At 48.3% G+C, this 18,544-nt stretch carries 14 protein-coding genes and 1 other annotated feature; of the genes, 3 read left to right on the forward strand and 11 right to left on the reverse strand.

The window, feature by feature from the left end:
• Nucleotides 1-4: 4 nt before the first annotated feature.
• The 4 genes from ACDE64_RS14655 to ACDE64_RS14670 form a co-directional block, all read right to left on the reverse strand.
• Nucleotides 5-1,204, reverse strand: coding sequence for an acetate/propionate family kinase (locus ACDE64_RS14655; RefSeq protein ID WP_411342877.1), 1,200 nt, complete (start codon nucleotides 1,202-1,204; stop codon nucleotides 5-7).
• Complete coding sequence (locus ACDE64_RS14660) at nucleotides 1,201-2,073, reverse strand: 3-hydroxyacyl-CoA dehydrogenase family protein (RefSeq protein ID WP_411342878.1); 873 nt, start codon at nucleotides 2,071-2,073, stop codon at nucleotides 1,201-1,203. Before ACDE64_RS14660 ends, ACDE64_RS14655 begins: the two co-directional genes overlap by 4 nt.
• A gap of 272 nt (nucleotides 2,074-2,345) precedes the next feature.
• Complete coding sequence (locus tag ACDE64_RS14665) at nucleotides 2,346-3,848, reverse strand: AAA family ATPase (RefSeq protein ID WP_411342879.1); 1,503 nt, start codon at nucleotides 3,846-3,848, stop codon at nucleotides 2,346-2,348.
• The gene (locus ACDE64_RS14670; protein WP_411347316.1) at nucleotides 3,848-4,375 is read right to left on the reverse strand and encodes a hypothetical protein; all 528 of its coding nucleotides are present in this window, start codon (nucleotides 4,373-4,375) and stop codon (nucleotides 3,848-3,850) included. The genes ACDE64_RS14665 and ACDE64_RS14670 overlap by 1 nt, the downstream gene beginning before the upstream one ends.
• A 572-nt stretch (nucleotides 4,376-4,947) precedes the next feature.
• Here ACDE64_RS14670 and ACDE64_RS14675 point away from each other — a divergent pair.
• From ACDE64_RS14675 to ACDE64_RS14685, 3 genes are all read left to right on the forward strand, one after another.
• On the forward strand, nucleotides 4,948-5,946 hold the full coding sequence (locus tag ACDE64_RS14675) for a sugar ABC transporter substrate-binding protein (protein WP_411347317.1): 999 nt from the start codon (nucleotides 4,948-4,950) through the stop codon (nucleotides 5,944-5,946).
• Nucleotides 5,947-5,983: 37 nt separating this feature from the next.
• Nucleotides 5,984-7,672 (forward strand): methyl-accepting chemotaxis protein, encoded by a 1,689-nt coding sequence (locus ACDE64_RS14680; RefSeq protein WP_411347318.1) that lies wholly within the window; start codon nucleotides 5,984-5,986, stop codon nucleotides 7,670-7,672.
• Nucleotides 7,673-7,932: 260 nt separating this feature from the next.
• Nucleotides 7,933-8,166 (forward strand) — a binding site (T-box leader).
• Nucleotides 8,167-8,392: 226 nt separating this feature from the next.
• Complete coding sequence (locus ACDE64_RS14685; RefSeq protein ID WP_411347319.1) at nucleotides 8,393-9,964, forward strand: 2-isopropylmalate synthase; 1,572 nt, start codon at nucleotides 8,393-8,395, stop codon at nucleotides 9,962-9,964.
• Between the two features lie 212 nt (nucleotides 9,965-10,176).
• Here ACDE64_RS14685 and ACDE64_RS14690 read toward each other — a convergent pair whose 3' ends face one another.
• From ACDE64_RS14690 to panB, 7 genes are all read right to left on the reverse strand, one after another.
• Nucleotides 10,177-10,710, reverse strand: a complete 534-nt coding sequence (locus ACDE64_RS14690) for a DUF5590 domain-containing protein (RefSeq protein WP_411347320.1) — start codon at nucleotides 10,708-10,710, stop codon at nucleotides 10,177-10,179.
• Between the two features lie 35 nt (nucleotides 10,711-10,745).
• On the reverse strand, nucleotides 10,746-12,053 hold the full coding sequence (locus tag ACDE64_RS14695) for an amidohydrolase (protein ID WP_411342885.1): 1,308 nt from the start codon (nucleotides 12,051-12,053) through the stop codon (nucleotides 10,746-10,748).
• Nucleotides 12,034-12,693 carry a redox-sensing transcriptional repressor Rex gene (locus ACDE64_RS14700; protein WP_411342886.1) on the reverse strand — a complete coding sequence of 220 codons (660 nt, stop codon included), beginning with the start codon at nucleotides 12,691-12,693 and terminating at the stop codon, nucleotides 12,034-12,036. The genes ACDE64_RS14695 and ACDE64_RS14700 overlap by 20 nt, the downstream gene beginning before the upstream one ends.
• The gene (gene dinG / locus ACDE64_RS14705) at nucleotides 12,690-15,584 is read right to left on the reverse strand and encodes an ATP-dependent DNA helicase DinG (RefSeq protein ID WP_411342887.1); all 2,895 of its coding nucleotides are present in this window, start codon (nucleotides 15,582-15,584) and stop codon (nucleotides 12,690-12,692) included. Before dinG ends, ACDE64_RS14700 begins: the two co-directional genes overlap by 4 nt.
• Nucleotides 15,585-15,866: 282 nt before the next feature.
• The gene (gene panD / locus ACDE64_RS14710) at nucleotides 15,867-16,250 is read right to left on the reverse strand and encodes an aspartate 1-decarboxylase (protein WP_411342888.1); all 384 of its coding nucleotides are present in this window, start codon (nucleotides 16,248-16,250) and stop codon (nucleotides 15,867-15,869) included.
• Nucleotides 16,243-17,148 (reverse strand): pantoate--beta-alanine ligase, encoded by a 906-nt coding sequence (gene panC, locus ACDE64_RS14715; RefSeq protein ID WP_411347321.1) that lies wholly within the window; start codon nucleotides 17,146-17,148, stop codon nucleotides 16,243-16,245. The genes panD and panC overlap by 8 nt, the downstream gene beginning before the upstream one ends.
• Complete coding sequence (gene panB, locus ACDE64_RS14720) at nucleotides 17,145-18,017, reverse strand: 3-methyl-2-oxobutanoate hydroxymethyltransferase (RefSeq protein ID WP_411347322.1); 873 nt, start codon at nucleotides 18,015-18,017, stop codon at nucleotides 17,145-17,147. The genes panC and panB overlap by 4 nt, the downstream gene beginning before the upstream one ends.
• Nucleotides 18,018-18,544 lie beyond the last annotated feature (527 nt).

Consider the following 18,544-nt stretch of genomic DNA (forward strand, 5'->3'; position numbering starts at 1 on the left):
GTTCTTATTTGTTGATGAGTTTGTAGGTATCGCGAGCGATAACCAGCTCTTCATTGGTAGGAACAACCAGCACTTCTACTTTGGAATTCGGTGTGGAGATGCGGCGTGGATCGCCAGAACGGATTTTGTTCAGCTCCTCGTCGATTTCCACTCCCAGATAGCTCAGATTGTCGCAAACGGATTTGCGCACAATCGCAGAGTTTTCACCTACACCAGCGGTGAATACGAGTACATCTACACCGTTCATCGCTGCCGCGTAGGAACCGATGTATTTGCGCAGACGGTATTCGTACATTTCAAATGCCAGTGTCGCATGCGGGTCGCCTTTTTCCAGACCATCCGTAATTTCGCGCATGTCGCTGCTAATACCGGAGATCGCTTGCAGACCGCTGTGCTTGTTGAGCATCAAGTTGACTTCGCTAACAGTCAGTTCTTCTTTGTTCATTACGTAAGGAACGATAGCAGGGTCAAGATCGCCACTGCGCGTACCCATCATCAGACCTTCCAGCGGTGTCATACCCATCGATGTATCAACAGATACGCCGCCTTGAATAGCCGTCAGACTACCGCCATTACCGATATGTGCAGTGATAATTTTCAGATCTTCCAGTGGTTTGCCCAAGAACTCGGCAGCCGCATGACTTACATAATAGTGCGAAGTGCCGTGGAAACCGTAACGGCGCACTTTGTATTTGTTGTACAGTACTCTTGGAATTGCGTACAGATACGAACGTTCTGGCATCGTCTGGTGGAACGCCGTGTCAAATACGACAACCTGCGGTACGCCAGGCATGTTGATCTCAGACGCGTTGATCCCCATAATAGCAGCCGGGTTGTGCAGCGGTGCCAGATCGATCAGCGCACGAATGTCTTTTTTCGCTTGCTCGTCTACAATTGCGGATTCTTTGAAGAACTCGCCGCCGTGTACGACGCGGTGACCGACTGCGTTGATTTCGCTAACACTAGATACAACGCCGTGTACGCTGTCTGTTAATTTGTCGATAACTTTGCGGATTGCCGTGTTGTGCTCCAGAATCTCGCTTACTTCGGTGACTTCATCCTTGCCGGTTGGCTTGTGTGTCAGAATGGACGAATCCATCCCGATCCGCTCTACAAGACCTTTTGCCAGTACGGATTCATCGGTCATATCATACAGCTGGTATTTCAGTGAGGAACTACCTGAGTTAATTACGAGTACTTTCATATCCGGTCACCATCCTTGTCATACTTGAAGAAACCTTCGCCTGTTTTTACGCCGAGACTGCCTGCACGAACCATCTTTTTGAGGATGATTGCCGGGCGGTATTTCAGCTCGCCGTATTCGCGGAACATACGCTCCAGCGCTGCATTGACGGAATCCAGACCGAAGCGGTCTGCCATTTCCAGTGGGCCATATTGGAATTGGTAACCGACACGCATTGCATCGTCGATATCTTCAGCAGAAGCTACGCCTTCTTCCAGTACGTGCAGTGCTTCGTTGATCAGCAGACAGATGATGCGGCTTGTTACAAAGCCTGGAGATTCGTAAACGGTAATGCCTTTTTTCTCCACTGTTTCTTCCACGAATTGCTTGGTTTGTTCAAACGTAGCGTCAGACGTACGCAGACCACGAATGATCTCTACCAGATCAATTTTGGATACCGGATAGATAAAGTGCAAACCGATCACGCGCTCTGGATATTTGGTCGAACTTGCCAGTTCGGTCAAGCTCAGTGTGGATGTGTTACTTGCGAGAATTACGCTGCTGGAACACACTTGATCCAATTGAGCGAACACTTCTTTTTTCGCTTCTGGGTCTTCGCTGATTGTCTCGATAACGAGTTCACAAGAACCGAGATCCGCAAAATGAGTCACTTTCTGGATTTTGCCCAGAATGAGTTTTTTCTCCGCTTGGGTCAGTGCCCATTTTTCCATTTGCTTGTCCAGACTCGTTTCGATCATAGACCAAGCGTTGTCCAGTTTCTCCTGGTTTTTCTCAACTAGCAAGACTTCGATGCCTTTTTTGGATAGCATCTCCGCGATACCTTGACCCATTGTACCGCCGCCGATGACGCCGACTCTTTTCAAATTCATACTGTGTACTCCACCCTTCCAATATTCAATACGGTATTCAAGCTGCTTGTTACAGATGCTGCGGGATACCGTGCAGCCCTTCACATTTTCATTTCCTTCTCAAGCTGTATTTAAAGCAAATCCGGTTATGGCAAACGCCACTCCCAACGATTGCCGCCACATATAATGCGCGAAAATGATGAATGAAAAATGCCGGGCTTCTATATAATCTCCAACATCTAATAATACCGTAGCACAGCCGAAAAGTAAAAAAAAAGTACCGGCTTTGTGAATTAAGCCGGTACATTTGAACTTTTCTTGAACTGTTCGCGAAATTGATCGCCAGACAGCACTTCTTCACGCAATAAAATGTCAAGGGAGCTGTCGAAAATGTGACGACGCTGCTCTAACAATTCACGAGTACGCTCGCCCAGTTGCTCCAAGATCTGATTGCTTTCTTTCATTAGCAATTCCTTGGGCACCATATTTAGGGTAACGATGCCCAGCTTGGTCAGACCCGCTTCTACCATCGTCTGCACAATGTTGAGCGCCTGATCAAAGTCACCTCGTGATCCGGTACTACGTCCTTCATAATACATCTCCTCAGCAGCGGAACCAGCAAGAGCAATCATAATCTGCTCTTCCAAAAATGGCTTTGTATACAGATATTGTTCCTGCTGTGGATTATGTCTGACATAACCGAGCGCCTGTCCACGTGGGCTGAGTGCCACTTGACCCACACTATTCGGGCGAACAACTTCTGCCATAATCGCATGACCAAGTTCATGTAGTGCAACACGCTTCTTCTCTTCAGTACTGGATTCGCGGTCGGTACGCTCACCCATCATTACTTTATCAATCGCCATCGACATATGACGCTGGGCAATCGTTTGTTGATTGTCACGCATCGCATAGATGGCAGCTTCGTTCATGACACTCTCCAGCTGTGCGCCGGAGAATCCATATGCTTCTTCTGCCAGTTTGTCCAGATTGGCTTCATCTGCCATTGGTTTGTTCGCAGCGTGCAGTTCCAGAATGTGCTTGCGACCTTTTTTATCCGGCAGATCCACCTGAATATGGCGGTCAAAGCGACCCGGACGCAGCAGCGCACTATCCAGCATTTCCTTACGGTTGGTCGCGGCGATAATCAAGATGCGCGGTGCTTCATTACTATAAATGCCGTCCATCTCGGTCAGCAGCTGATTGAGCGTCTGATCATACTCACGCTGTTGACCACCTTCGCGCTTACCACCAATCACATCAATCTCATCAATAAAAATAATCGCACTTTGTTTATTTTCACGTGCCGCACGGGTACGAGCATCCTTGAACAGATCACGGATACGACCAGCGCCGACGCCGACATACATTTCCACAAATTCACTACCGGATGCGCTGACGAATACGGAGTTGGTATAATGCGCTGCCGCTTTTGCCATTAGCGTTTTGCCTGTTCCCGGAGGACCGGTTAGCAGGATACCTTTGAGCGGGCGAATACCGAATTTATTAATTTCATCATGACGAACGAGAAAGTCCAGTGCTTCGCGCAGTTCGCGCTTGGCATTGTCCTGACCGCCGATTTGCTCAAACGTCAGCTTGGTCGGACCGTTCTTCTTACGCCCACGTTCCTGACTGGCACCTACAGCAAGTCCGCCTCGCATCTGCATGAATAGTAGCAGTCCGCCGATTACAGCAGCAATCAGCAACAGCGGTACGATGTTATAACCGATAAAAGCGAGAAAAATCAGCAAAACAGGTACAAATCCGACGACAACTTCTTTGGTCCATTTTGGCATTAGGCATTCCCTCCTGTGACTTGAGCGCCCAGTGGCAGTATGAGAAATTTGCTTGCTTTCCCATTGCTCAAAGATACATATACATTGCGGTCATCCATCTCGGCTTTGGCAGTAATTCCGCTGTTATCGCGGGCAATTTGTTCCAACGTTTTGGGGATATCGGTATATTGACGGTTAGCCATCGCCTGGGAAACAGGAAACATTGCGTTTTCCCAGATTTGATTGAGTGTATCATCCGAATGGTCAACCACTTCGAGTTTGAGTGTACGAGCACCGATAATATCGGCACTTTGCTTGTTTAATGTCTGAACGAGTGAACCCAAATCCGTTTCCGGTTTCAGATCGAGTTTCAAAGCTACATCTTTCTGGTTAATGGATACTTGAGCTGAATTAACACCGGGATAAGAGTTGACAATATTCATCAGCGGATTGTGAAGGGTCAGCTGACGATAGGTGAACCATCCCCCGAATAGTAGTGTAATAGAAACAACGACTGTAAGAATGACTGGCAAAGCGCGGAGCTTCATAAACGTCCTCCTTTGTGAGTGTGCTTGATTCGTGGAGTCATACAATGCGGTATACATTTATTTCGGCACACTTGAACCTTTCGGTAACACAAAAACGACAGGTTTTTTTGCTTTGTTTGAAATTTTTACACAATTTGCAGATAATGCTAGTATATCACACGGTTTTATGCGATTTTGAGTCAAGACTATGAACGTTTACATCCTAACTTTTCCTACAATACATACATCTTATCTATGGCAAATGATACGCATCTGGATAAAGCAAAATCCGACCTCTCTTCTCTGTTATACGCAGGGCGGAAAGTTTCGGATTTTTTGTTTTTTTGTCGAAATGTCTATTCATAAAATCTTCATATAAGTCGATAACTTAGTCATCAAGTGAATAGCCTGTATACAACAGGTTTTCGAAAAGGATGTATGACTATACTACCGCTTTCGTGCAGTGATGTGCAAGTTTACCTCGTTGTGTCAGAAATGACATTCCTTTCGGCAATCATATCTTCCTTTTCGATATTCGAAGGTTGTACCGATTGTAAGCGCTCTATTTATTTTATGATGACGGAGGTTACGCCATGAGATTACGCCGCTTTTCATTGTCCGCGCTTTGCTGTTTCTTTGTATTCTGGCTTGCTGCCTGTTCTTCCACTTCCAGCGGTACAGATTCCGCGACTGCGCCTGCCTCTTCGACGGCTGCCAGCACTTCGTCTTCCGGCGGCAAGGCTGAAGTTGGTGTCGCCATCTTCGATATGAGCGACAAATTTGTCAGCTACATTACGCAAGGCATGAAAGTCTCGGCTACCAAGCAAAATGTGCAGGTCAGCTACGTGGATGCCCAGAACGACACAGCAACACAGGTGAAACAAATTCAACAATTTATTAGTGATGGTGTGAAATCGATCGTACTGATTCCAACCGATGAGAGCAGTGCCGATCAATCAATCGCCCTTGCCAACAAAGCAAATGTGCCGATTATTGTAGTGAATCGGTATTACAAATCAGTCGACAACGCTACATCGTACGTCGGCTCCGATTCGACCACTGCGGGTACGATGCAGATGGAAGCGGTCGCCAAGCTGCTAAACGGCAAAGGCAACATCGCTATCATGAATGGTGAAATGGGAACAGAAGCTCAGATCAACCGCACCAAAGGCAACAAAGATATTATCGCCAAATACCCGAATATGAAAGTCGTTCTCGAAGACACTGCCAACTATGACCGTGCACAAGGTATGGCGCTGATGGCAAAATGGTTATCTTCCGGTACAACGATCAACGCCGTAGTCGCCAACAATGATGAGATGATTATTGGTGCGATGCTGGCGGCACAGCTTGATAACAAGGATAAAGACATGATTTTTGCAGGTGTGGATGCCACAATGGACGCACTGGAATTTGTAAAAGCGGGACGGTTGCAAGTAACGGTATTCCAAAACGCACCGGAACAAGGCAGTCAGGCAATCCAAGCTGCCGTTGCCGCTGCTGACGGTCAAACGGTTCAAAAGCAAATCATGGTTCCATACGAGCTTGTCACCAAAGACAATGTAGAAGCATATATCGCCAAATGGCAATGATGCCGCTGACCGATCCCAAACGAAGGAGCCACCGCCTATGAAATTGTCCATTCTGCAAAAAATGCTGATATCCTTTCTCGCGATTGCCCTGATCGCCGGCAGCGCAGGCGTCATTTATATTATTTCACTCAACAAAATTCACAGCACAACGAATGACATTCTGGATCGCTACGTTGCGCTCAAATCGGAAGCTGACAATCTGAAATTTTACGCGACTGTGCAGAACAGTCACATGCTCACCTATATGCTGAGCCGCGATACGTACTATGGTTCCGAGCTGATGCTGGCGAATAAGCAAACCGCTGATATTTTGACCAGTATGAAAAGCAAAGTAACGGATGCACAGGATATCCAACAACTGGACTATCTCGTCAAAATGAACGATTTTTACAGAACCAGCTCAGAGCAATTGCTGCAATTGACACCAGCGCAAATCTCGCAATCGTATTTGAATATCAAAACTAGCTTGATCCCAATGGGCGGCGTAATCGTGAAATTTGCCCAGCAGTTCTCGGATGAGCAGGATGCGTTGATGAGTCAGGCGCGTGCCAACAGTGAGAAAACGATTCTAAATACACGTTGGACAGCAATCATCGTTACGATTCTGACCTTCGTTCTGGCGATTCTGATCGGTTCATGGATCTCCAGCCTGATCTCTCGTCCACTGAAAACATTGTCTCGCAATGCGAAGATGATCGCTGACGGCGAGCTGAATATGGATGATGTACAGGTCAAACAAAAAGACGAAATCGGTCAACTCGCCGCTTCGTTCAATCTGATGAAAAACAATCTGCGTACCCTTGTGAACGAAATCAACAGCAGCACCGATCAAGTGATCACAATCTCACGCGAAGTTGCTGGCGGTACCGCCGAAACTGGCAAAGCTGCCGAGCATGTAGCAGGCATCATGTATGAGCTGTCCAGCAATACTGGCAACCAGGTATCCACTGTAGAAAATGGACTGCAAGCAGTACACCAGATCAATACGAATATCGGTCAAATCGACCAGAGCAGTCAGCAAGCACGTGAAACAGCTGCGCAAGCGCAAAACGAATCCCTCAAAGGTGAAAACGAAATCAACCGTGTTATGCGTCAGATGGATGAAATTCAGAGCCGCATGACCCAGATCGAAGCTGTTATTTTATCACTGGGCAAACGTTCAGAAGAGATTGAAGGCATCAACAATGCCATCTCCTCCATCGCTACCCAGACCAATCTGCTCTCCCTCAATGCCGCTATCGAAGCAGCCCGTGCAGGCGAGCATGGACGCGGCTTCGCCGTTGTTACATCCGAGATTCGCAAGCTGTCCAATGAGACAAACGAGTCCGCTGTACGTATCCGTGCACTAGTGCAGGCAATTCAGAACGAAACGCAACGTGCTAGCCAGTCGGTAAAAGAAATGGTCAACGAAGTGTCTCAAGGCACGGTTGCCGCTGGTTCTGTAACCGATTTGTTCCAGCAAATCAAGCAACTAACCGATCGCACCACCCAAGAGATTGGCGAAGTTACCGAAGCTCTGCGCAATCTTGCTGGTCACTCTGGCAAAGTTGTCGAATCGATGGAATACATCTCCACCACTACCGGCAGCATCGCCTCCGGTACAGAAAGTGTTAGCGCCGCAGCTGAGGAGCAACTGGCATTTTTGGAGCAAAGTACTGCGCACACCGCTACACTGCATAGCATGGCGGAGAAATTGCAAGAAACGGTATCACAATTCAAACTGTAATCCATCCCATCATTCATCATTCATCATTCATCATTCATCATTCATCATTCATCATTCATCATTCATCATTCATCATTCATCATTCATCATTCATCATTCATCATTCATCAAAATGCCCGCCCTGCCGAGATGTAGCGAAACAGGGTGGGCATATTTTCAATCGTTTTTGTGTAGTCATATGTTTCTTTTTTATAAAACGCTTGCTTTTTCATTTAAGGCTGTGATACATTATGTAACAAATTTACATACTTTGGATACAAATAAATGTGATGAGTAGAAAGAGTACGAATGACGATGCTTACAGAGAGCCGCTGGTTGGTGCAAAGCGGTAGTGTGAATCATTCCGAACTGGTCTATGAACAGCTGCCCGATATGTAGGGTGAGCCGGAGTTCCTCCGTTACAAGGATAGATGGTGTTAGCCATCGAACAAGCTGAACCGCTGTATGCTGGCGGTTAATTAGAGTGGTACCGCGGGTAATGCCTCGTCTCTATTATGGAGACGGGGCTTTTTGCTGTTCAATTTCCGGAGTTGAACAGCCCTGCTTGATATATATTAACAATCTGCAGCTTAATTACAGCATCTCTTAGAAACAGGTATAGACTGCAATATTGTACTTTACTATTTCATTGATTTTGAATATCTTCTTAACGATCTAGTACATCCAAAGTATTGCTGAACAAACCGTATTTACTACCACATATCTCAGGAGGTTATATCTATGAACCGTATGATTACTGTATTGGACACAACACTGCGCGATGGTGAGCAAGTACCTGGAGCACGTATGAATCTGCGGCAAAAAGTCGAGTTTGCCCGCCAACTGGAGCGTCTGCAAGTAGATATGATCGAAGCTGGTTTTCCTGCTTCGTCACGCGGTGATTTTGAAGCAGTGCAGCATATTGCTCGTCAAGCTGGTGAACGTACACATATTACCGCTCTGGCACGCGCCGTCAAAAACGATATCGATGCCGTCTACGAAAGTATTCGTGATGCGCACAATCCATTTATTCATATCGTGCTGGGTACATCCAATGTGCATGTGGAGAAGAAATTCAATCGTTCCCGCGATGCCGTGATGCAGATGGGTGTCGATGCGGTCAAATATGCGCGTACGCTGATGCCGCAGGTGCAATATTCCACAGAGGATGCGTCACGCTCGGAGTTCGAATATTTATGGCAAACGATTGAAGCGGTCGTGCGCGCTGGTGCTACGATTATCAATGTGCCAGATACGGTCGGTTATGCGGAACCAGAGGAATTTGGTCATCTGATCTCCCGTTTGAATGATCGCCTGAAAAATCTGGACGATTCTGTCATGCTGAGCGTCCACTGCCATAACGATCTGGGTCTGGCAACTGCGAACACGCTGAGCGCCATTCGCGCTGGTGCGCAAAAAGTTGAATGTACGATCAACGGACTGGGAGAACGCGCGGGGAATACGTCGCTGGAAGAAGTAGTCATGGCGCTCAAAGTACGTGAAGAGCGTTACCAATGTGCTACTGGTATCCGCACGGAGGAGATTATGAACACCTCCCGCCTGCTCACGCATTTGACTGGGCTGGATGTACAGGTGAACAAAGCGATTACGGGCGAAAATGCCTTTGCCCATTCATCCGGCATTCATCAGGACGGGCTGCTCAAAGACAAAAATGTGTACGAGATTATGTCGCCGGAGCAAGTCGGTGCCGGTGAAATGGAACTGGTGCTGACCGCCCGCTCTGGTCGCCATGCGTTCAAAAATGCGATTGCCAAGCTGGGCTATATCGCTGCTAGTGAGCAGCAATTTGAAGAATTGTTCGCCCGCTATCTGGAACTGGCTGACCGCAAAAAAGAAATCTACGATCATGATCTGTTTTTCTTGCTGAACCAGCCCAATGAACAGCATACTGATCATCAGGATCATCATGCACTGTATGAACTGGATACGTTCCAGGTCGTCACCGGCAGTCTGCATCCGACAGCAACCGTGCAATTGAAAAAAGGCGGCGAAGTCCATGCAGGCAGTGCAATCGGCGATGGTCCCATTGACGCGATGTACGGTGCGATCCGTGCGCTGACTGGTGTACAGGCAACATTGAAGCATTACAAAATCAACAGCATCTCTAGCGGTCAAGAAGCAATCGGACGTGTCAACATTCAATTGGAGTATGAAGGTCGTCTGTATACGGGCAAAGCGATGGATACCGATATTATCAAGGCGAGCGGACTTGCTTTCTTGAATGGGGTCAACGCAATCGTGCTGGACACATCCGGCGGCGCAACTGGAGAAGGTCAATTATCCCGTGTGTAACATTTGATAAAGCCGACTGGTCAATCAAAGAAAAATAGTATACCGATCGGTGAACGATCTACAAAAAAAGAATCCAACGATGCGCAACTCTGCGTGTCGTCGGATTCTTTTTATACATGGAGTTTCTCATTAGAATTTCTCATTAGAATTTCTTGTTAGAGTTTCTCGTACATACAGATGGTCGTATATAACACCATCAGCCCAGCTTCATATTACGGAGTGAGCGTATTCGGCAATTGCATTGGTCCGCCCAGCTTAGTGCCGTCGCGGAAGTTATAAAATACGTAGTAATACGTATCGCCCGACTTGGCAAATACTTGCCAAGCATACTTGCCGTTGTACGAGCCGGGGACAGCGCGAACTGCCTCGGCGCCGGGCAGATCTTGTTGCAACAGCTCTGCTGCTCGCTGCTGTGTGATCGTACCGACGGTTTTCTCGACATGTACAGCGTTAGTACCTTCAGCTGGTGTACCGTCTTCGTTGAATTTTACCCAGACCATCACATCCTGCTGCTGATCGTTCTGACCCTGAATGACCCAGTAGATGGACTTTTCATTCCATACGGAGTGATAGCTCGTCGTTACAGCAGACAGCTTGGCATTTTGCTGCGCTACTTCCAGTGCCGCCTGCTCCTGACTCCACGGCTTTGCCATCACATGTACATAAAACTGGTTCACACCTAGAATAATCAGACCGACCACTGTAATGATGATCGCAATCCATTTACCCGTTCCCAAATTTCGCAAGACACGCCATCCTTTCTGTATCGTTACGCTTTCGGTCAGCGTGTAAGCAAGCCTTCAAATGCCGATTGTGCTTCGCGGCGAATTTTCTCTTCATCCAGTGTCAGCGATACGCCGTCTTTGATCAGCTGTTTGCCATCTACCCATACATGCAGCACGTCTTTGGCACATGCAGAATAGACCGTATGAGAAATGAAATCGGTGAACGGCAGGAAATGCGGCTGATCGATATTGAGCGACGTAATATCTGCCTTCATACCGACTTTGAAGGTACCAGTATTGTTTAGGAATACCGATTTGGCACCGTATTCTGTACCCATGAGCAATGCTTCCGATGCAGGTACAGCGGTTGGATCGCCAGATACACCTTTGTGAATGAGTGCTGCTAGACGCATTTCCTCAAACATATCAAGGTTGTTGTTGCTGGCTGGGCCGTCTGTACCGAGAGATACGATGACACCGGCTTTTAACAGATCCGGCACGCGTGCTACACCGCTGGCAAGCTTCAGGTTGCTACCCGGATTGTGGGAAATAGTAACGTTATGAGCTGCCAGTGTAGCAATCTCTTCGTCATTCAGATGCACGGCATGTGCCAGCAATGTGGGACGGGTGAACATGCCCAATTTCTCCAGATGGGCAACCGGACGCAGACCATAATCACGCACGTTTTGCTCTACTTCGGCAATCGTTTCGGACATATGGGTATGCAGCGGCACATCCAGATCGTGTGCAGCTTGCACGAATTGCTCGATATAAGCAGGCGGACAGGTATAAGGCGCATGCGGAGACATCATCGTTGTGATGCGTCCGTCTGCTTTGCCATGCCAGTCGCGTACGAATTGAATCGATTGGTTCAGCTTTTGCTTTTGTTCTTCTTCTGAACACAGACCGATAACGCCTCTCATCAGCACGGCTCTCATGCCAGATTGCTCTACGACTTCTGCTACACGCTCAGAACGATCGTACATATCGAGGAATGTGGTAGTGCCGCCTTTGAGCATTTCCAGTACTGACAGCGCGGTTCCAGTGTAGACATCATCGCTCGTAAATTTGGCTTCCATCGGCCACATTTTCTCCTGCAACCATACTTGCAGCGCCAGATCGTCGCCGAAGCCGCGCAGCAGCGACATCGCTGCATGACCGTGACTGTTCACCAGACCCGGGATAAAGAATTGGTGGCGTCCGTCCACAACAGCAACGTCATCGCCTACCTGTGGCTCCTCTTCGCCAATATACGTAATCAGGTCATCCTCAACGACCATATAACCGTGCAGTACTGGCTTCTCGGCGTTAGGTACGGCGAAAATACCATTTTTGATGATCCATTTACTCGGAGAGTTGTTCATTGATTTCTAATTCCTTTCCATCTTCAAGGTAATAAGCCAGACTGAGCAGATCGGTCGTAAAATCAGCTGTATGCACACGCACATGCGGTGGTGTTCTCAAAATAATCGGTGCAAAATTCAGAATCGCCTCGATGCCCGCTTCAATCAACTGATCCGCGACACGCTGCGCTTCCGTATTCGGCACAGTGATAATGCCGACGCGGATATTTTGTTCTTTTACCGCATGCGACAATTCGCTAATCGGTTGTACGGTCAATGTATTGATCTTGCTGCCAACCTTCGGCTCGTACGAATCGAATACAGCGATAATCTTCATCGTTTCTTGTAAGTACGCATTATAGTTGGACAGAGCATGTCCCAGATTACCGGCACCGATCAGTGCCACATTGATCTGCTGATCCAGCTTCAGAATATGACGAATCTTCTCGATTAGATACGATACATCATAGCCGATGCCTTTGCGTCCAAAGTCGCCGAAGTAGGCGAGATCCTTGCGGATTTGTGCCGGATTCAGATCCAGCTTTTGCCCCAGCTCCTGCGAGGAAACAGTAGGCACCTCGCGGGTATGCAGCTCATTCAGATATCTCAGATAGACAGGTAATCTTCGCACGACAGCTTCAGATATTTTTTCGGATTTCATGCTTGCTCCCCCTCTTGATTTGCAGCTTCCGTTTCAAGCGGTCGTTGTTCCAGCCATTCGGCGATACGGGGAATCATCTGGTGGGTCGGCATATGTTCCATTTTGGGACCCGGCAGGGAATATAGGAAATGTCTGCCGTAATATGCCTCTATCACCCGCGTATCATAAATGAGTACGATTCCTCGGTCGTTTGCCGTTCGGACGAGACGTCCAAAGCCCTGCTTGAACCGGATCACTGCCTGCGGCACGGATAATTTCATAAATGGGTTTTTCTTTTCTTTTTTCAAACGTTCACTTTTGGCTTCTACGAGCGGATGATTCGGCGGCTGGAATGGCAACCGCACAATCGCCAAGCAGGTCAGCGCCTCGCCCGGAATATCGACGCCTTCCCAGAAGCTGCTTGTTCCGAGCAATACGGAAGCCGGATGCTCCTGAAAACGACGCGTCAACTTGGTGCGGCTGCCGCCATCCACGCCCTGACCGAATACGGCAATCTCACTTGTAGATAAATTCTCTTTCAATGGCTCATACACCTGCTTGAGCATCCGATAGGAGGTAAATAATACCAGCATACGTCCTCTTGTCGCTTTGGCAGCATCTGCCAACGAATCGGCGAGCATGGACACAAAGTTCTGATCGCCCACATTGCCTTTTAGACTTGGAAAATCGCGCGGAATCAATACAAGCGATTGCTCGCGATAATTGAATGGCGATTCTAGCATGACCGTATTGAGCTTGTTCTGCTGCTCCGCTTCCTTGAGTCCCAGCTGTTCGATCATATACTGGAATGTTTTGTCGATGGAGAGTGTTGCAGACGTTAGAATGATACTTTTCTTTTTATCGAAAAAGTGCTCTTTGAGCTGCTGACTTACATCAACCGGAACAGCATACATTTGCAGCGACTTGCTACGGTAATTGCCATTGGCTTCGTACCAGTACACCGTCTCTACGCTGTCCAGCTTAACAAAATGACGCAAATCATCGCGTACCGCACCCAGATCTTTGAACAGTCCGGTGACGTCGGTAACCAATCCTTCGTTAGCCAAGATATCATCGGACTCTTTGATTTTGCCCATCATTTGTTCGCCCTGACGGATGATCTGACTGAGCGCAATATGAATGCGATTTTCCAGTTCCGATATCTTTTCCCACTCTTCGGGTTTGTTTTGCGGTAACAGACGCAGGGTAAATTGACTCGCTTCGCCCGGTGCGGCATCGCTGCGCTGTGGTAGAAGGGCAAACAGCAACTCGCTCAGTTTATCCCAATCTTCTTTAACATCCGTCAATTCAGGATACAGATTGTCGATCGCAATCGCCCACTCCATGCCGCGTTCACTGCCGGATGATCCTAGCTGTTGGCGCAGTACGGCAAGCTGACCATTTTTGCTATCCTTGAACAGACGCAGCAACGGTTGCACCAATGTGAAATATTTCATGTGCATGCCCAGATGCTTCCCTGCCACATCTTCCAGATGATGCGCCTCGTCGATGACCAGTCGTTCATACGAAGGCAGCAACTGATGCCCTGCCTTGATGTCGGTAAACAGCTTGGAGTGATTCGTGATCACCACATCTGCGGCTCCCGCTTCATGCTTGGCACGGTGATAGTAGCACTGCTTGAACCACGGACAGGCGCGTCCCAGACAAGAGTCGGTATCGCTTGCGACCGTTTCCCAGAATTCACCGCCGCGGTTGCCCATATTCAATTCCTCATCGTCTCCGGTTTCGGTTGCTGTCAGCCAGACGATCATCTGAGCTGCAATCAACACATCTTCCTTCGGACTCTGGAATTCTTTTGTATTTATTTTATGCTCAAATTTGCGCAGACACAAATAATGCTGTCGTCCCTTGAACACGGCAGCACGAAAAGCAAACGGAATCACCTGCGTCAACAGCGGAACATCGCGCTCGCGCAGCTGCTCCTGTAGATTGATCGTATGCGTGCTGACCATGACGCGCTCACTATTCTTGACACTATGATAAATGGAAGGCAGCAAATAGCCGAGCGATTTGCCCGTTCCCGTACCTGCCTCGATCAGTAGATGCTTGTCATCTGACAGCGCCTTGATCACCTCGTCAAACATATGATTCTGCGGTTGCCGTTCCTCATAATCCGGTAACAGCTTGCGCAGATTATCTTTGACCTGCTCCAAAAATTGTTCAAAGGACGTATCTGCCAGCGGCATATTGCCGCGCTCATCCTCGGCGGACGGAATATCGATCCAGTCGCCTACTTTGAGTGCCAGCTGACGATAAAAACGATGACTGTCCAAATCCTGTACCGGCTGTGCTTCACGCTGCATACGTACACCGTCAAAATACCAACCCAGATCGCTATCCTGATTGTCGAACAGCTCGGACAACCGCTGCACCGTAATGAGCGGCAGCTCATCCAGCTCCTCTATACATTTTAAGAAAACGTAAGCCGTTGCCAGCGCATCGCTATCCGCCTGATGCGGACGATCATGCTGAAAACCAAGTGAACTGCTGACCATACTGAGCTGGTAACTAGGCAAATTCGGAAAGAAAATGCGCAGAAAATCCATCGTATCCAGTACACGACCCGTAAATGGCAAGTATCCGGTGCGATCCAGTGCACGCTGCAAAAAGCCAAGGTCAAAGCCTACATTATGTCCAACCAGTACAGCGTCTTCCAGCAACGGAATCATATCCAGCATCACATCGTCAAGTTCCGGTGCGTCCTTCACATCGTCATTGCTAATGCCAGTCAACCCGCTGATAAATGCCGGAATGGAAACAGACGGTTTGACCATCGAGCTATATACTTGTGAAATCGTTAAATCATGATCTATAATGGCAAGTCCCACCTGGATAATATCATCCGTCGATTGGGTTCCTGTTGTTTCAAAATCCAGTACAGCAAATTTCATGGATGTCTAAATCCTTTCCCTGCAGTTGTCTGATCCTGGTGTAAACATACTCAACTATCAGCATACCAGAAGACCGCAGTTTTGAAAATCAGCCACATGCAATCACAACAAAAGGTGATACCGGGCGCGAATCGGCTCGCACAGTATCACCCTGCTTCGGCGTTTATGAATGATTACAGTATACCGCAAATCGAACGGTTGTTCCATAGATTTGTACAACTTCCACTAAACGCAAAGAATGCCGCTGCATCAAGCAGGGCATTCTTTGGTATCGTAACAATATTACACAATCGTCGCGTGAACTTCCTTGTGAGCTTCCATTACGACTTTATTGTGCTCATCCACGAATACGACCGTTGGACGATGCTCCTTCGCTTCCGCGTTATCCACTGTTGCGTACGAGATAATGATCACATTATCGCCGGGCTGCACCAGTCGAGCAGCTGCACCGTTCAAGCAGATCACGCCACTGCCGCGTGGACCAACGATGACGTAGGTTTCCAGACGAGCGCCATTGTTGTTATTAACGATCTGTACTTTTTCATTTTCCAGCAGATCGGCGGCGTCCATCAGATCTTCGTCGATTGTGATGCTACCAACGTAGTTGAGATTCGCCTCGGTGACGGTAGCGCGGTGGATTTTGGATTTCATCATTGTTCTATACATGCAGGGCGACCCCTTTCGTTTCCATAATGACATTGTCGATCAGACGCGTTTTGCCGAATTTCACAGCCAGCGCCATAATGATCTCGGAGGATATATCACCGACAACGACTGTATCATCTAATGCTTCCAGCTGTGGAAACGTCATAATCTCGGCATAGTCAATAACTGCGATAGACGATGTGCCAATCTCGCGACGCAGCATACTGCGAACGTCACCAGCAGTCATGTCCGGCTGCTCCATGATACGCTGCTTCACCAGCTCCAGCGAACGCGACAGCACGAGTGCCTGACTGCGCTGCTCATCCGACAAATACACATTGCGTGAACTAAGCGCCAGACCGTCCTGCTCACGAATGATCGGACACGGTACAATTTCGATGTCCATATTCAGATCGATCACCATTTGCTTGATGACAGCGACCTGTTGTGCATCTTTTGCCCCGAAGAAAGCGGCATCCGGCTTCACGATATTGAACAGCTTGGTCACCACAGTTGACACGCCGTCAAAATGACCGGGACGCGAAGCGCCACAGAGCGAATCGGTTAATTCGGCAACACTCACATGAGTTTTGATTGGTGTTGGATACATATCGTCTATACCCGGCATAAACACAACATCTACACCTTGTCGTTCCGCCAGCGCCAGATCATGCTGCTCATCACGCGGATAACTTTCAAAATCTTCGTTTGGTCCAAACTGAATCGGATTAACGAAAATGCTGATCACCACAATATCGTTGTGCTGCTTGGCACGGCGCATCAGACTGGCATGTCCATCATGCAAAAAGCCCATAGTTGGAACGAATCCAACAGTAGCTTCATGTCCCTGAACGGAACGCTCTCCGCGAAGACGTTTCACCTGCTGTCTGACTTCGGATATGCTGCGTACTACCTTCACGATAAATTCTCCACCTTCCGTTGTTGTCCATACAAGGAATCGAGTGCTTTTTCATCCGGGTTGAATACGTGCTGTTCTGCCGGAAAGGCACGGTCTTTCACTTCATTTACATATTGCTCCAATGCGGTACGGATCGTCGTACCGATATCCGCGTACGTTTTGACAAAGCGCTTATCGCGATAGCTGTCGGTATATTTCACTACATCGTGGAAGACGAGTACCTGTCCGTCACAGCCGCGTCCTGCACCGATCCCGATAGTCGGAATCGATAGCTCACCAGTAATACGAGCAGCGGTATCCTCGGTAACCAGCTCCAGCACGACGCCAAATGCTCCGGCAGCTTCCAGTGCCTTGGCATCGTTCAGCAAACGCTGAGCGTCCTGCTCGTCCTTGCCCTGAATGCGATATCCACCGATCTGATGCACCGATTGCGGCGTCAGACCGATATGCGCCAACACCGGTACACCAGCGCGCGTAATGGCAGCAACAGTATCAGCGATCTCGGCGCCGCCTTCCAGCTTGATCGCATGGGCGTGCCCTTCTTGCATAATGCGCTTCACGTTGCGCAGTGTTTCATCTATACTCCCGTGATAGGTCATAAACGGCAAATCCGCCACGATAAACGTAGATTGTGCACCCCGTGCCACCGCTCTGGAATGATAGACGATATCGTCTACTGTCACCGGAATGGTGGAATCGTAGCCGAGCACTACATTGCCCAGCGAATCCCCAATCAATAGCATGTCAAGCCCGGCTTCTTCAGCCAGTCGTGCGGTCGGGTAATCGTAGGCGGTTACCATCGTAAGCGGAATGCCCTCGGATTTCATTTTTTTCATTTTGACAATATTTAGCGGCGTTTTGGCTGCCATGTGACATCAGGCTCCTTTGTATTCAATATAGTTTTTGGACAAAATAAAAAACCTTTTCGTCTTGTGCGAAAAAGGTCCTGAGTCCAAAAAAGAGTCACTTTGCGATCATCTCTTCTGTCTCGGTCCTATCAGGCTCAGAGCAGAATTGAATGTAGCCAACACCTCGCTTCATCTGCGTATCTCACTGGATACGAATATTGGATTGTAAGGCAGAATTGCCGGATGTATGGAGTTCACACTCCAGCCTGTCCAGCATAATCAGCCTGCCGCTTCCCATCAGTCAGAAAAGTCACAGACGTTTCCGTTAGCCTATGCAGTGTTGTGATATGGAAATCACGATACTGTATATGACCACTGTATGCTGTATGGTCAGATTCCGAGTAACAGCCGCTATTGCGGTCTGTTTCGTCCTCTGCCGAGCAAAGGTTACGCGTTCAGACTGCCAGTGCTTGCCTGCCAGCTCACACCAACTTAACATGAGAAAGTACGGCTCGGCATTTGCCGATACCGTCTTCCTGCATAGTATA

This window comes from Paenibacillus sp. WLX2291 (assembly GCF_046603665.1).
Classification (GTDB): domain Bacteria; phylum Bacillota; class Bacilli; order Paenibacillales; family Paenibacillaceae; genus Saccharibacillus.

Bases quoted from the DNA above. Each gene is read 5' to 3' on its own strand.
- ACDE64_RS14670 (WP_411347316.1), bottom strand. From the start codon at position 4,375: ATGAAGCTCCGCGCTTTGCCAGTCATTCTTACAGTCGTTGTTTCTATT.
- ACDE64_RS14675 (WP_411347317.1), top strand. From the start codon at position 4,948: ATGAGATTACGCCGCTTTTCATTGTCCGCGCTTTGCTGTTTCTTTGTA.
- ACDE64_RS14685 (WP_411347319.1), top strand. From the start codon at position 8,393: ATGAACCGTATGATTACTGTATTGGACACAACACTGCGCGATGGTGAG.
- panD (WP_411342888.1), bottom strand. From the start codon at position 16,250: ATGTATAGAACAATGATGAAATCCAAAATCCACCGCGCTACCGTCACC.
- ACDE64_RS14660 (WP_411342878.1), bottom strand. From the start codon at position 2,073: ATGAATTTGAAAAGAGTCGGCGTCATCGGCGGCGGTACAATGGGTCAA.
- ACDE64_RS14665 (WP_411342879.1), bottom strand. From the start codon at position 3,848: ATGCCAAAATGGACCAAAGAAGTTGTCGTCGGATTTGTACCTGTTTTG.
- ACDE64_RS14695 (WP_411342885.1), bottom strand. From the start codon at position 12,053: ATGAACAACTCTCCGAGTAAATGGATCATCAAAAATGGTATTTTCGCC.
- panB (WP_411347322.1), bottom strand. From the start codon at position 18,017: ATGGCAGCCAAAACGCCGCTAAATATTGTCAAAATGAAAAAAATGAAA.
- ACDE64_RS14655 (WP_411342877.1), bottom strand. From the start codon at position 1,204: ATGAAAGTACTCGTAATTAACTCAGGTAGTTCCTCACTGAAATACCAG.
- dinG (WP_411342887.1), bottom strand. From the start codon at position 15,584: ATGAAATTTGCTGTACTGGATTTTGAAACAACAGGAACCCAATCGACG.
- ACDE64_RS14700 (WP_411342886.1), bottom strand. From the start codon at position 12,693: ATGAAATCCGAAAAAATATCTGAAGCTGTCGTGCGAAGATTACCTGTC.
- ACDE64_RS14680 (WP_411347318.1), top strand. From the start codon at position 5,984: ATGAAATTGTCCATTCTGCAAAAAATGCTGATATCCTTTCTCGCGATT.